13 protein-coding genes are annotated in these 13,792 nt (G+C 43.4%); 5 read left to right on the top strand and 8 right to left on the bottom strand.

The features are described from left to right. Window positions 1–36: 36 nt before the first annotated feature. Window positions 37–447, top strand: a complete 411-nt coding sequence (locus ABF487_RS03215) for a hypothetical protein (protein WP_415634469.1) — start codon at window positions 37–39, stop codon at window positions 445–447. Window positions 448–480: 33 nt separating this feature from the next. On the opposite strand, the gene ABF487_RS03210 is transcribed toward ABF487_RS03215, so the two are convergent. Further along, the gene (locus tag ABF487_RS03210; RefSeq protein ID WP_415634468.1) at window positions 481–1,383 is read right to left on the bottom strand and encodes a GNAT family N-acetyltransferase; all 903 of its coding nucleotides are present in this window, start codon (window positions 1,381–1,383) and stop codon (window positions 481–483) included. 70 nt (window positions 1,384–1,453) lie between these two features. Beyond that, a complete protein-coding gene (locus tag ABF487_RS03205; RefSeq protein WP_415634467.1) occupies window positions 1,454–2,029 on the bottom strand; it encodes an NADPH-dependent F420 reductase in 576 nt (191 codons plus the stop codon). 151 nt (window positions 2,030–2,180) lie between these two features. On the opposite strand from ABF487_RS03205, the gene ABF487_RS03200 reads away from it, so the two are divergent. Beyond that, window positions 2,181–2,885 (top strand): type I pantothenate kinase, encoded by a 705-nt coding sequence (locus tag ABF487_RS03200; RefSeq protein ID WP_415634466.1) that lies wholly within the window; start codon window positions 2,181–2,183, stop codon window positions 2,883–2,885. A 51-nt stretch (window positions 2,886–2,936) separates the two neighbouring features. Beyond that, window positions 2,937–4,133 carry a bifunctional phosphopantothenoylcysteine decarboxylase/phosphopantothenate--cysteine ligase CoaBC gene (gene coaBC, locus ABF487_RS03195; protein WP_415634465.1) on the top strand — a complete coding sequence of 399 codons (1,197 nt, stop codon included), beginning with the start codon at window positions 2,937–2,939 and terminating at the stop codon, window positions 4,131–4,133. 4 nt (window positions 4,134–4,137) lie between these two features. Here the strand turns inward: coaBC and ABF487_RS03190 are convergent, their stop codons facing one another. The 5 genes from ABF487_RS03190 to ABF487_RS03170 all read right to left on the bottom strand — a co-directional run bounded on the left by ABF487_RS03190 (window position 4,138) and on the right by ABF487_RS03170 (window position 8,801). Further along, window positions 4,138–5,601, bottom strand: a complete 1,464-nt coding sequence (locus tag ABF487_RS03190; RefSeq protein ID WP_415634464.1) for a MucBP domain-containing protein — start codon at window positions 5,599–5,601, stop codon at window positions 4,138–4,140. Window positions 5,602–5,679: 78 nt separating this feature from the next. Then, window positions 5,680–6,471, bottom strand: a complete 792-nt coding sequence (locus ABF487_RS03185; protein WP_415625076.1) for an energy-coupling factor transporter transmembrane component T family protein — start codon at window positions 6,469–6,471, stop codon at window positions 5,680–5,682. After that, the gene (locus ABF487_RS03180) at window positions 6,464–7,354 is read right to left on the bottom strand and encodes an ATP-binding cassette domain-containing protein (RefSeq protein WP_415625075.1); all 891 of its coding nucleotides are present in this window, start codon (window positions 7,352–7,354) and stop codon (window positions 6,464–6,466) included. Before ABF487_RS03180 ends, ABF487_RS03185 begins: the two co-directional genes overlap by 8 nt. Next, a complete protein-coding gene (locus tag ABF487_RS03175; RefSeq protein ID WP_415625074.1) occupies window positions 7,330–8,172 on the bottom strand; it encodes an energy-coupling factor transporter ATPase in 843 nt (280 codons plus the stop codon). Before ABF487_RS03175 ends, ABF487_RS03180 begins: the two co-directional genes overlap by 25 nt. Before the next feature lie 29 nt (window positions 8,173–8,201). Continuing rightward, on the bottom strand, window positions 8,202–8,801 hold the full coding sequence (locus ABF487_RS03170) for an ECF transporter S component (RefSeq protein WP_415625073.1): 600 nt from the start codon (window positions 8,799–8,801) through the stop codon (window positions 8,202–8,204). Window positions 8,802–9,055: 254 nt separating this feature from the next. On the opposite strand from ABF487_RS03170, the gene ABF487_RS03165 reads away from it, so the two are divergent. Further along, window positions 9,056–10,114 carry a zinc-dependent alcohol dehydrogenase family protein gene (locus ABF487_RS03165; protein ID WP_415634463.1) on the top strand — a complete coding sequence of 353 codons (1,059 nt, stop codon included), beginning with the start codon at window positions 9,056–9,058 and terminating at the stop codon, window positions 10,112–10,114. A gap of 157 nt (window positions 10,115–10,271) precedes the next feature. Then, window positions 10,272–11,411, top strand: coding sequence for a cation:proton antiporter (locus ABF487_RS03160; protein ID WP_415634462.1), 1,140 nt, complete (start codon window positions 10,272–10,274; stop codon window positions 11,409–11,411). 63 nt (window positions 11,412–11,474) lie between these two features. On the opposite strand, the gene ABF487_RS03155 is transcribed toward ABF487_RS03160, so the two are convergent. Beyond that, complete coding sequence (locus tag ABF487_RS03155) at window positions 11,475–13,763, bottom strand: HAD-IC family P-type ATPase (RefSeq protein WP_415634461.1); 2,289 nt, start codon at window positions 13,761–13,763, stop codon at window positions 11,475–11,477. Between the last annotated feature and the right edge of the window lie 29 nt (window positions 13,764–13,792).

Genomic DNA, 13,792 nt, shown 5'->3' with positions numbered 1-13,792 from the left:
TTAGTTTTGATAAGCAAGTAATAAGGAGAAACAAGTATGGACGAAGCAAATCGATTTTTCAAATCACTTCTTTTTTTCATCAAACTTTTCCTAACAGTCGTCAGTCTTTGCATCACTTTTACGCTTGTTAGCCAAATTATCAGAAATTATTTATTCTTTTATCTAGTTGCAGCATATGGCGGCACTATTTTCGGGTTTTTCCCTTATCTGGCCGTCTTAAGCAGCTTGTTAAACATTTTCCAGCCTATTTGTCTTTTCATAGGATCATCAAGATTCACCAAGACTTTCCTGTTTACGAGTGCCATCGTTAACTCTCTCGCTTTAATATTGCTAGCTCTTATTTGGCACCAAGTCTTCTTTGTCGCCTTCTTGAATATGATTATTAGTGCGCTAGAGGTTGCAACTTTTTATTCTCGTGCTACGTTCGCTTATCAATCAAATAAATAAATTAACAGCTTGCCGATTAAAAAATATGCATTATCATAATTTTTCTAAATGCCACAGACCTTGCTCTGCCTGCAAATAAAAAATCTCGCTCTCATCTTTAAAATTAGCTTTACGATAGACATAATGTGCCGCTGGGTTATCACTCTCAACGGCCAGCTTAAAAGAATGATGCCGTACAGCTGCAAGTTGCTGCGTTAATTGAGCGATAAATCGACTGCCCAGTCCCTGACCTCGATAGTTCTTAGCGATAAACAACCCGAATAAATAATCATACTCACCAAAATCCACGGCACAATAACCAATCAACTTGCCTTGATAACGACAGACATAACCGCAGCTGCTATGAGACTGAAGATTTTCGGTTAAATAGCGGTTAGCTTCTTCCTTGTTACTATCTGGAAAAGCGTCTACGTAGGCCGGCAAAAGGGCCGGAATGTCAGCTGCCTGCAGTGCAGCCACATCAAGATCCGTATCCCTTTCATGGTGACTATTAACTTTTAGCGTCATCTGAAATTCACTCACGGGGTCGGCAGCCAGTTCTGTATTGGCTAAGAAATTTGGTGCGGCCGTTAAAAACGCCTTCTCGACCAAAAACTCGGCATCATGATAACCATATTGCTGCAAAACGGGCCGAGCCGCCTGCCACAATTGTTTGGCTACACCCTGTCGGCGCCGAGCCGGCACAACATTTAAGGTCACATCGACACTGCCGCTAGGATCTTCATCAGCGTAGAGTGTTAACAAACCAATTAGTTCTTCCCCATGCAGAGCCAAAAAGAGAGCCGGCATGTCCGAAAAATAATTGAAACGATTGCTTAAATAAGGATCGCGAAATGTCTGATCGTACTCGTGCACTTTGCTGATCAGATGTTGGACCGCCACTTCTTGTTGTGGATTAGGTTTTGTTGTTGAAATAATTACGATATTTTCTGCCATGATATTCCTTGACGAATAGCTTAACAAAAAACGGACCGAAGTCCGTTTTTCAAACATATTGATCAAAAATTTACTTTAATAACGTAAATCCGCCATTCCAGCTGATTTTTTCAGAGGCAGCCAAGGTCATTTGGAAGAAACCAATTTCTTCCAATTCTTTGGCACGCTTTAATGAACCTGCATCCACAACAGCCAAATTACTGCCGGACAAAGCTTGTGCAATAGTTTCCTTGGCCGCATCATCATCAGAAGCCAGCAGCACCGTGGTTGTTTGTGCATCTCCTATTTTTTTGCTTAACAAAGTCGAAGCAAAATTCGTATTGAAGCCCTTAACAATTTTTGCATCAGGCAATAGTTGAGCCAATTCCTGTGCTGCCGAACTATCAGTTGGGACTGTCAGGCTATCAAAGGTATCGAAATTCACTGGATTTGTAATATCGATGACGATTTTACCGACCAATTGTGCGACATACTTTTCGGCAATGTCTTTCAAAGCTGGATAAGGAACAGCTAAAACGACGATGTCCCCCAAGGTCTCCGGCCGATCACTATGTCCCAGATAAGTCACTGCATTACCGCCATCAGCAAAATTTCCGCCGATCGCTTTGCCCATATTGCCTTTACCAAAAATTGTTATTTCTGTCATTAGAATTTACTCCTGTTTTTTATTTTTACTTACTATTTGATAGTAAGTCATTCATTACCAAAAGTAAATCGGATTTGAGTGGAAATTTCAAAAATACGATAAAACTTCACTTCTCCTTCACAAGCGTGCTTATGATATGCTGCATAATTAAATGGTGCAGCAATTAACAGACGCAATTCTCAGAAAATATAAAAAAAATTGGGAAAAATTCTTCGTTATCGCCATCAGCGGTTCTGTTTCAGTTGGCAAAAGCACAATCGCCAAACAACTGGCTGAGTCATTGAAAAAAAGTTTTCCTGGCCTAACCCTATCGATTATGTCAGTCGATTCCTTTATTTATCCAAATCGTGTTTTACAAGAGCGCGGGATTTTCAACCAGAAAGGTTTTCCGGAAAGCTACGATTTAAAAGCATTGTCATCCAAAATCGCCGAGATGCGATCTGGAAAGGATCAGATCGAAATTCCCTTGTACAGGCAGGAAATCAATGATATTGATGCCTCACGGACTGTCATTGTAAAGCGGCCTAAGATTTTAATCGTAGAAGGCGTGACGGCTTTAAGGCTTAAAAAAACTGACTATGCCATCTATATTGATGCTGACGAAAAAAACATTTATCAGTGGTTTTTAAAACGGACTTTGTCTTTTATCCGGGAAAATCGGCAAATTCCAGGAAGCTTTTATTATTCCCTGTCAAAAAAACCTGTCACAGAAATTATGTCCTTGATCCAGCAAACATGGACACAAACAAATCTTAAAAACCTGAAAACCTATATTGAACCTCAAAAATCCAATGCTGACGCCATTATTCATAAAAAGCAGAATCATGAAATTGATCGGATTATATTTCAAAAATAGCGCGATTTTAAGCCGCGTATAATTGAAAATAGGATCAGTAAAGGAAAGCCAATGTTTCAAAATAAACATATTTTATTAATTGTCAGCGGCAGTATCGCAGCCTACAAATCCGCCTATTTTTTAAGACTACTGATAAAACAAGGCGCTCAAGTGCGCGTGTCTATGACACAAGCGGCAGAAAAGTTTGTTAGCCCACTGACTTTTGCAACATTAAGCCGTTTTCCAGTACTCACTGATATTTTTCAGGCAAAAGATGGCAGTGTGCCACATATCGAATGGGCAAAGTGGGCTGATTATATTTTCGTCTTGCCGGCAAGTGCTGATATCATCGCTAAAATTGCCAACGGCATCGCTGACGACACAGCCTCAACGATCATGCTGGCCAGCCAGGCCAAGAAAATCGTCGCGCCCGCAATGAACGATCAGATGTGGAATAACCCTGCCACGGTCCGCAATATCCAGCAGCTGAAAAGAGACGGCATTCTCATTATCGACCCAGCCGATGGCTTCTTAGCTGAAGGTTACGAAGCTAAGGGCCGTTTACCCGAACCCGAGGATATCTTAGAGCAAGCACAGATACGCCTTTTGGCAGAAAAGGGCTCTTTGCGTGGCAAAAATATCCTCATCACTGCTGGCGGCACGCGAGAAGCCATCGATCCGGTCCGTTATATCAGCAACCGGTCGTCAGGAAAAATGGGCTACGCACTGGCACAAGTGGCCGCTGAGGCCGGTGCCAAAGTCACTCTGATTGCAACTCAAATCCGCCATCTGCCCTATTCAGTATCTTTGATTAAGGTAGAAAATGCCCAAGAGATGCTGCAAGTAGTCCAAGAAAAATTCCCCCAACAAGATATTTTCATCTCGGCCGCAGCTGTTTCTGATTATCGGGTTGTCCATCCTGCCAAAGAAAAAATTAAAAAAACAGAAAAAAATGACCTAACACTTGTTTTGCAGCAGAATCCCGATATCTTAGCCGATGCTGGTTCACACAAAACAGATCATCAATTCGTTGTCGGTTTTGCGGCGGAAACGCAGAATTTAGCGGCTTATGCACAGGAAAAACTGGTGAAAAAGCATGCTGATATGATTGTCGCAAATGATGTCTCAAGTACAGCATCTGGATTTAACAGCGATCAAAATCAAGTCACAATTTTTCAAAACAAAAAAACAGCCGTTACCCTGCCCTTGCAAAACAAGCTGGAAATAGCTCGCGGTATTATGGCTGAAATTTCAAATAGTATTCAATAAGCGATTATTCCCGCTTTTTTTTGATTTTCGTATAAACATAAATAGTGGCAAACACAGCAACTATCACAGCAGCGGTTTCTAAAATCGTCTGAAATATTTGTCCGACAATCGATAACTGCCCTTTTTTATGTTGATTAGTCAACAACAAAGTTGGCTCAGTGGAGCTGACAGAGGTTGTATTACCTAAGGTTAACTGCGAGCTCTGTAAGGCCGAAGATGCTGCAGCTGAACTGCTTTGCTTACTGGCTGGATCCGGCCGTGAACTCGCAGCTGTACTGCTATTAATTTTTGCATAGACAAAGACAACCAGCTGGCCCTGTTGACTCAGCTGGCCACTTGTCTGTCCTCTAACTTCCTGAAAATAGTAGCTGTCAATATTTTTTCTAACCGCTGTATAACTATCACCGATCTGTCCCTGAATCAGGCTGCTTTGAGAAATACTTCGACCCCTATCGTCAACATATTGGACTGTGACTGGTGCAGCCGTAGAGGTTTGATTATCAAAAGACAAATTAAAGAGAAGGTTAAATGGTGCGGTGAAACCATCAATTTGGATCGGTAATGATACACCGCCTTGATAACTGCTCCCTGATTCCCTAAAGGCGTAGTTCTGGTCGGACAAATCTTTATAAGATACTGAGTCTGGATTGTTCAAAGTAAAATCAATCTGAGTGCCGTCATCTGAGAGCTTAGCCGTGTAGGAAATATTTGAATCTGTAAATCCAGTCAAATGGTTGCCTTCACCCCGAATTTTCCAATTTTCATCCAGATTCGGGATACCTAAATTCGCAGTCGAAATTTGAAAATGACGATAGTTAGCAGGATTCAGATGCAGAGCCGCATTCGAGCGCCAAATAGTCAACGGAGCGATCTCGACAGCTTGAAATCCTTTTAGTGAGGTAAATTGCAAACCATCGGGAAAAATGAGTCGTAAATCGTGGGCCAAGACTAAGGTTGTCTTGCTTTGAAAATCTTTGGCTGTGCCAAACCATTTTGACCAAGAAAACGACCCTGATTTATTCCAAAGGGCTTCGTTATTTTTATCTGCTAAAACTTCAATGCGAATTGATCTAAAATATTCCAGCCCAGTTGTGCTCGCTATTTTCAAAAACTGATCCGTTGAAATAGTAATATCAGCCTGCAAACAATCTGCCATGGTGATTAATTCAATCGGCTTGCCAATTTTCTCGGCAACAATATCTCGCAAAATGGGATCCGGAAGGAGATTTTCGATCGGCGTGTTTTGGTCAATCGCCGAATCAATCTGACCCGGAGCTGGGGTCTGCGGTGCTAATGGCACAGAGGGTGCAGATGGTCTTGTGCTGCCTGTAGATTCAGCTTGTATAGACTTTGTTGATAAAAATAGATTGTTTAATAAAAAAATCAGCAGGAAAAATAAAATCCATCGAAGAAGATTTTCATAGTTGAATTTCCCTTGTCTAGTTGTGCGTGCTTTTACCCAAATCATGGCCAACTCGAAATCAAGTGAGATACGATTATCGTTTATTCTAACAAAAAAGAATTTCAAACAATTTACAGCATTATTTTATCGTGTAATAAACAGCAGTAAAATAATCGGCAGCCATGCAGCCATAACAATCGTATCCACCAGCCGCCAATGCATCACACGGAAACGCGTACGCTGCCGGCCATCTGTATAGCCACGCATAATCATCGCAGCTGCCAAGTCTTCGGCACGTTTAACACTATTCAAAAATAGCGGTGCCATCACAGGGATATACATTTTCATACGATGCAGCAGAGATCCGCGATTGAAAACTGCCCCTCTGGATTTTTGTGCATCCAAAATACTGGAGAATGTGGCAATCATTGTCGGCACGAAACGCAAAGCAATCGAGAGAGTCAGCGTGATATCATCGACCGGTAATTTTAAAATTTTCAAGGGTGACAGGAAAAAGGCCAAAGTATCGCTAATGGCAATTGGTGAAGTTGTCAATAAGAACACAGTCATCGCAACAAGAGCCGTTAAAAAACGGAGAAAAAAAATCACGCCGGTTTGAAGGCCCATCTGTGTCAGTTGTAAAAATCCCCAACTAAAAATAACTTGCCCGCCACGGCTGAAAAGCAGCTGAAGAACGGCCGTTAAAAAAATCATAAAAACAAAAAATCGAATACCGCGAAAGAAGAAGCTCAAATTCAGTCTGGCAAGTCTAATCGATAATAGACTAATAAGTAAAAAGAGAAACAGCCAAAGCCAAGAGGTTGTCAAAAGGTCCAAAGCAACGATCAACAAAACAGAAATCAACTTATTTCGCGCATCAAGATCGTGAATGAAAGATTTGCCAGGCATAAACTGGCCAAAAATAAAATCAGGCATGCGGCGTTGTTTCCTTTCCTGAGGGGTCTTGTGATAACGCTCGCTGTAAAAACGAAATCAGCTCTTTTTCACTAATGGGCAGCTTCTGGTTCGTGTATCCTGTCTTAGCAGCAAATCTGATGGCAAATGTGGTCACCTTCGGCAGGGCTAGGATTTTTTGAAAAACAAGTTCTTTTTCCTGGAACATGTCTTTGGGCGCTGCTTGTTTGACTAATTTTCCCTGCTGCATCAACAAAATTTGATCGGCGAATTCCGCTGCAGCGTCCATATCATGCGTTGCCATCAAAATCGTTAAATGTTTTTCCTGCTGCAATTTCTTAAATAATATCATCACGCGTTTGGCTGTCGAAGGATCCAAGCCTGCAGTCGGTTCATCTAAAAGCAGAATTTGCGGTTCAGTCGCTAAAACACCAGCCAAAGCCGCTAAACGCTGCTGGCCGCCGGATAAATTGATTGGCGATTGATTAAGAAGCGTCATATCAAAGCCCAACATCTCTAGTGTCTTTTTGGCAATCTGTTCGGCCGATGGCTTTGTTTGACCGAAATTTTCCGGCCCAAAAGCAACATCCTGCAGAACAGTTGGGGCAAACAATTGCGTTTCCGGAAATTGAAATAAAAAACCCACGTTTTTTCTCAAATCAGCCAAATCTTTTTCCGATGTCTTAGAGCTAATGATTTGATCGCCGACTATGACCTGGCCGCGGCTAGGCTTTAATAAACCGTTAATATGTTTTAAAAGCGTTGTCTTGCCGCTTCCCGTCTGTCCGATCAAAGCTGTAAAAGAACCGTCTGCCAGACGAAAACTGACATTTTTTAATAGCTGAAAAGCATTCGGTGTTTTCGATTGATAGCTGTAATTCACTTCTTTGAATACAATTGCCATAATTGATCTATCAGCTCCTCTTCGCTTAAATAGCCCGATGGTAATGCAATTGATAAAGCCAATAAGTCGCGCTGAACTGTGCGGCTCAAGGGGAGCTCTATACCAAATCCAGACAGAGCCTGATCTTCAATGAGAATTTGCGACGGCCTGCCTTGTAAAGCAACGCTGCCATGATCCATCACAAGAATTTGATCGGCCAAAAATGTCTCTTCAATGTCATGCGTGACAGACAAAATCGTCATCCCAAAACGATTTTGAAGCTGTTTGACTAAAGCCAGTAAAGATTGTCTTCCTATTGGATCGATCATACTGGTTGCCTCATCTAAAATAATCAGGTCAGAATGTAAGGCCAGTACACCGGCCAAAGCAACACGCTGTTTTTGTCCTCCGGATAAACGCGCCGGCTCCCAGTCGTAAAAATCCAGCATCCCCACATTTTCCAAAGCCTCTTTGACTCGCTGTTCTATATGGTCACGGCTTAAGCCTAAATTTTCCAAGCCAAAAGCAACATCATCAGCGACAGTCGGTCCGACAAATTGATTATCGGGATTCTGGAAAACGAGACCGATATGCAAACGTATCTCGTCTACAGTATCTTCACTCAAAACCTCGCCAAACAGGCTAATTGCATCCTGCGATTTATTTTCTAATAGGCCAGTAAGAAGTTTGATCAAGGTAGATTTACCGCTGCCGTTTCGGCCAACAATCGTCGTCCAACTGCCCTTTTCAACAGACAGGCTGAGGTGGTCTAACGTCATACTATCGTGCTGAGCGTAGCGGAATGATAAATTTTTTACTTCGATCAGAGCGTCAGCCAATCTTATTCCTCCTGCTTTTTAAAAGAATTTCAATCAGCTTTGTGGACATACTGATAGAGTGGTAATGCAATGACTGGTGTCACAATGGCAGCTAAAATAGCTTCTGGAATGCCATTAGTCCCAATGACAGTCAACAGCAGTCCGCCAATCAGCGAAGGATTAGCCACCCCATATGCACTAGCGACTTCCGGCGTGCGGTAAAACAGATAAATCATACCCAAAACCAGCACAGTATTAGTCAATGCACCCGCTAACCCAGCCAGCATCATAGCAAAGGCTTTTTTAACCCGGATCTTGGTTAAAAAAATAAATAAATAAGCAGCCACAATTGCTATCAGAATTCGCGGCAGAATAGCAATCAGTGGATTCGTGAAAATTAGCGGCTCAACCGGGCTGGTCGGGGCAGTAAAGGCACGAATTAACGAAAGCAGTCCCCAGACTCCGCCTAAAATACCGCCCGGCAAAGGTCCTAAGACAATTGCCGCAATGATGACCGTAATGTGAATGGTTGTCAAACTTAATGGCCCGATCGGAATATAACCGAACAAAGGAACGAAATTTTGAATCAGAATAAAGGCGATAAACAGTGCCAAAATAGCTAGTTTAAAAGCTCTGGTCTTTCTAATCATCTGAATACTCCTCTAGCATGGCTCTTTTATCATGCAGCCCGCCTTGCCGCCAGTCTTGATGATCAAAAAGATCTTAAGAACCGGTCAATCATTATCATACAATATCCGAGATAGGCAAAACACTTCATATGAAGAAGCGGTTATCGGCTTAGCTGTCTGCGCCATGCTCGTCCAAACTTACCAGCCAATAAGTGATTTTGATTGTCATATTTTCAGACTATACTAGTGGCGAAAAGAAAAAATGGAGGGAAATCATGACTGAAAAAACAACATCAGAAATTAAAATTCCCAAAGAAATGGCTGCTTGGGAAATCATTCAAAACGGTCCAATAGCTGGTCCCACAGCACCGATTCGTTTTGTAAAACGGCCAGTACCCATCCCCGGCCCAGGTGAAGTCCTGGTCAAAGTGATTGTCTGCGGCATCTGCCGAACCGATCTGCATGTAATCGAAGGCGACCTGCCGATTCATCGTCAGAATCTGATTCCAGGCCACCAGATTATCGGCAAAGTGGTCAAAGAAGGACCTGATGCCAGCCGTTTTGCGATTGGTGACCGAATTGGGATTCCTTGGCTGCGTCACACTTGCGGTGTCTGCAAATACTGTCGTTCTGGTCGAGAAAATCTATGTAAAAAATCAGTCTACACAGGCTGGGATGCTGACGGCGGGTACGCTGAGTATGCAACCGTTCCTGAAGGCTATGCCTACCGCATCCCTGATCAATTCGACTTGCAGGCAGCAGCACCACTTTTGTGTGCCGGAATTATTGGCTATCGTGCTTTGAAACGGGCGCAAATTCCCGCTGGTGGCAGTTTGGGTATCTATGGATTTGGCAATTCAGCACACTTGACAGCACAGTTGGCGATTACTCAAGGCACACAGGTTCACGTCTTTACTCGGGGCGAAGATGCGAAAAAATTCGCTTTGAGTTTGGGAGCTGTTTCTGCGCAAGGTGATTTAGATCCATCGCCAGTGCCTTTGGATTCAGCAATTATTTTTGCGCCAGTTGGTGATCTGATTCCGGCCGCCTTAACAGCTGTCGCACCAGGAGGTACGGTTGTTTCAGCTGGTATCCATATGAGCGATATCCACAACTTGAATTATGAAAAACATCTTTTTCATGAAAAATCTGTAACCAGTGTCGAAAGTAACACCCGCCGAGACGGTGAAGAATTCCTGACTTTGGCCTCGCGGCTGGATCTTCATCCGACGATTCATCGCTATGCTTTAAAGGATGCTTTGCAAGCACTAATTAGAGTTTCTAAGGGCGATGCTGCTGGTGCTTGTGTGCTGCAGATAAGTTCCGAAAATTAAAACACGTTATCAGCAAAACCGATTCCAAATCGCTTCATGATAGAATTAAAGCAATTGAATATATATTTAGGTTGAAGCCACTGCTTTCAAGAATTTTTTCTGGTTGGGTTACCAGGAATTTTTGATTGTCAGTGGTTTTTATATTGAGGAGCGGAAAATGGCATTTTTAGGAATCTTATGTTTGATTTTATTCATGACAACGCTGGCCGGGCAGCTCAGTGCCAAAGCCAATTTGCCAGTCGTGATAGGCCAATTGATCGTGGGCGTTATCATTGGGCCGGCCCTTTTGAATTGGGTTCAGCCGAATAACTTGACTCAAATATTTTCTGAAATTGGTGTTGTGATCCTCATGTTTATGGCCGGCTTAGAAAGCGATCTGCATTTATTGAGGCGTTTTATAAAACCAAGCCTGCTGGTTGCAGTGACAGGCATGCTATTACCACTAATCAGTATTTATGCGATTGGTGAACTTTTTGGTCTGGACCACAGAGAAAGCCTGTTTTTAGCCTTAATTTTTTCAGCAACTTCCGTCTCCATCACAGTCGAAGTACTCAAAGAAATGAATCGCCTTAACAGCCGCGAAGGCATTACGATTTTAGGCGCGGCCGTTGCAGATGACATCTTGTCAGTCATTTTATTAAGCCTAATTAGTGGCGATTCAGGCGGAGCAAACATTTTGAAAACGATCATCGGTCAAATCGTATTCTTTATCATCCTCCTCGCAGCAGCCCGTTGGCTGATTCCGCAATTAATGAAATGGAGCGGCGTTTTTGATCTGCGTGTGTCTGAAGTCCTCATGGCTTTGATTCTGTGTTTTGCTTTTAGTTATCTAGCCGAACTGATGGGCCTTAGCAGTGTGATTGGGGCTTTTTTCTCAGGAATTGCCATCGGGCAGACTCCCTTTAAGCAAACTATCAATGAAGGTATCCAGCCAATCGGATATGCCCTGTTTATTCCCGTGTTTTTCGTCAGTATCGGTTTAGATTTGCGATTAACCGGTCTTGTTCAGGATTCGTTTTTCTTTATTATCCTCACGATCGCTGCTGTACTCAGCAAAACACTGGGAGCGGCTTTTGGTGCGCGCCTGTTTTCTTTTTCTTATCGCAGCTCGCTGATGATTGGCTTTGGCATGGTGTCGCGTGGCGAAATGGCTTTAATTATTGCTCAAATCGGCTTTCATAGCAAACTGCTCTCTAACGATCGCTATTCAGCCGTGATCGCTGCCATTTTTGCCGCCACCCTGATTGCGCCATTTTTATTAAAAGCAATCATCGGCCACCAACAACAAAATGCCTAATTACTATAATTTGATATCTAACACAAGCGAGGGGTCTCGAAGAAATATCGACATCATTTTAATTTATTTTTCGTTATGCATGCTTTCACTTTTTTGCCAGAATTTCTTTGCTCCTTCTAAAATGCATCCAGTTAATAAAACGATGCCTGCGATTTGTATGATAATGACGATATTTATTTCAGCAACACCCCAGCCAGTGAGTGCTAAGATCATCGTTAATAAACAATTACCTGTAATCATTGCCGTAACTGCACAACTGGGGCGATCCCGCCAAAAAGGCTTTCTGGTACGTGTCATTAGGATCGTCAACATTGCGCTGAAGATCAAATAAACATATAAACCCGTGCTCAACTCGCCAGCAGGCAAGGATTGGTTACGTGCCCAGGCCATCAGACAGATTCCCACTAGCGTCCACCCCGTCGCAAGGACCCCTGCAATTTTACTTAACCGGGCCATATTCCAGTATTCTGGTTGATAGCGAATAGTTGTTCGATCCGTTCCGAGCACCAAAGTCACTAGATCATTTAAAATAGCCACTAACACCATTGCGTTTAGCGACAGCGGCACACGACCCAGCCATAAATAACCAATCGTTAGAAGCATCGTCAATTCAACTGTGCGGGAGAGTTTGGTAATCGTCCATGTCAGCATTCGCTGGTAGACACGATGGCCACTATCTAAAATCTTAATAACGTTCGTTAATCCCCCTGTTAACAAGATAAAGCTGGCACTGCGTTTAGCTAAATCGGTAGCATTATCAACAGCGATACCGACCTTTGCCTGCTTTAGCGCGGGGGCATCATTAATACCATCACCCATCATGCCAACAACGTAACCCGCATGTTGCATGGCTTTTACAATTGCTAACTTATTCTCCGGAACAACTTCAGCAATTCCCGCCACTTGTGTTAACGACATGGAACGCGTTTCAAAATTCTGAAAAGTAAGTACTTGACCACTTAGCCCAATAGTGTCAGCCACGGCTTGCGCAGTCTTTAAATTATCTCCAGTCAACATCACGGTTTGTACACCACGCCGTTGAATCGATTGAAGTGCCGCTGCACTATCCGCACGTGGTTGATCTTGCAAAATCAGTACGCCTTGTAAGACACCATCAACCATTACTGCTACCGAACGACCCTGAGCCAAATCCAATTGGTCAGTTACCGCTGGTATTTGTGTTGCCAACTCACTTAAACGTTTAAAAGCACCAACACGTACACGGACTGCTGTTGCAGCTTCACCAACTAGCGCTTCGGCATACCCTGCACTCGCATCGAACGGTTGAAATGCCTGTTGCGGCAGCATCGTCAGCTGATGCTGATGAGCTAAATTCACAATTGCTTGGTCTACAACACTAGGATGCCGCAAATCAGTTGCACTAGCAGCCAACCGCAGTAATTGATCATCAGATGCTGCTGATAGGTTTTTCCACATAACGACTCTCGGCTGGTTGCTTGTAATCGTTCCCGTCTTATCTACGAGCAGCAAATTCAAATTGGCCGCTTCCTGAATCCCAGTTAACTCACTCACTAAGACCCGTTGGCCGCTAAGCGCCCGGGCTTCCACCGCGTTCGCAACTGCAAAACTTGATGGCATTGCGATTGGAATCGTTGCAATAAACAACATTGCTAAAAAAGGTAACATCCTAACCATATCAGCATGCCGGAGCAACGCTACGCCAATAATGATAATTGCTAAAACACTGTCTAGGAGTGCCAAGTAACCAATAATTTTTCCTAACAATCGTTGCAAATGCCCAGGCGCATTGCTTTGATTAATTAAACTGACCGTTTTGCCCGAACGGCTCTGGCGCCCAGTCGCCGTCACGTGTGCCAAGGATGATCCAGCCAGTACTGTTGTACCCGCAAACGCGGTTTCCCCAACCTGGTGAGTCACCGCGATGGACTCGCCGGTAATGGAGCTTTCATCCGTGTTAATAGGGTTCGTCAATATGCGCACATCGGCTGGAATTACGTCCCCCTTCTGCAAGCTAATTAAATCGCCTACAACCAACGCTTTGGCATCGATCAGCTGCCATTGGCCACCACGGCGAACAGAAATAGTCGGCATTAATTGGTGCGCTAGTCTTTGCAAGACGATACTGGCACGCCGCGATTGTACAGCACCATTCATTGCCGCAAACCCAAGCATTAAACCGATAAAGCCTGCTTGAACACCTTTACCCAAGATAACTTCAATTACTAGCGCCCCCTCTAGAATCCATGCGGACGGTTCCCACAGGCGGCTAACAATGGCTTTAAAAAAATTAAACGCTGGTTCTGGGACCTCATTGGGTCCATCTGATGCCAATTTAGCCACTGCCTGCTGATTAGATAAATCCTCAATCATCTGAGCACCTCATACTTCACAAAAAGCTC

The sequence above is a fragment of the Oenococcus sp. genome (genome assembly GCF_047725585.1).
Lineage (GTDB): Bacteria > Bacillota > Bacilli > Lactobacillales > Lactobacillaceae > Oenococcus > Oenococcus kitaharae_A.
This window is presented reverse-complemented; position numbering and strand designations above follow the sequence as displayed.

Bases quoted from the DNA above. Each gene is read 5' to 3' on its own strand.
- ABF487_RS03215 (WP_415634469.1), top strand. From the start codon at position 37: ATGGACGAAGCAAATCGATTTTTCAAATCACTTCTTTTTTTCATCAAA.
- ABF487_RS03210 (WP_415634468.1), bottom strand. From the start codon at position 1,383: ATGGCAGAAAATATCGTAATTATTTCAACAACAAAACCTAATCCACAA.
- ABF487_RS03205 (WP_415634467.1), bottom strand. From the start codon at position 2,029: ATGACAGAAATAACAATTTTTGGTAAAGGCAATATGGGCAAAGCGATC.
- ABF487_RS03200 (WP_415634466.1), top strand. From the start codon at position 2,181: ATGGTGCAGCAATTAACAGACGCAATTCTCAGAAAATATAAAAAAAAT.
- coaBC (WP_415634465.1), top strand. From the start codon at position 2,937: ATGTTTCAAAATAAACATATTTTATTAATTGTCAGCGGCAGTATCGCA.
- ABF487_RS03190 (WP_415634464.1), bottom strand. From the start codon at position 5,601: ATGATTTGGGTAAAAGCACGCACAACTAGACAAGGGAAATTCAACTAT.
- ABF487_RS03185 (WP_415625076.1), bottom strand. From the start codon at position 6,471: ATGCCTGATTTTATTTTTGGCCAGTTTATGCCTGGCAAATCTTTCATT.
- ABF487_RS03180 (WP_415625075.1), bottom strand. From the start codon at position 7,354: ATGGCAATTGTATTCAAAGAAGTGAATTACAGCTATCAATCGAAAACA.
- ABF487_RS03170 (WP_415625073.1), bottom strand. From the start codon at position 8,801: ATGATTAGAAAGACCAGAGCTTTTAAACTAGCTATTTTGGCACTGTTT.
- ABF487_RS03165 (WP_415634463.1), top strand. From the start codon at position 9,056: ATGACTGAAAAAACAACATCAGAAATTAAAATTCCCAAAGAAATGGCT.
- ABF487_RS03160 (WP_415634462.1), top strand. From the start codon at position 10,272: ATGGCATTTTTAGGAATCTTATGTTTGATTTTATTCATGACAACGCTG.
- ABF487_RS03155 (WP_415634461.1), bottom strand. From the start codon at position 13,763: ATGATTGAGGATTTATCTAATCAGCAGGCAGTGGCTAAATTGGCATCA.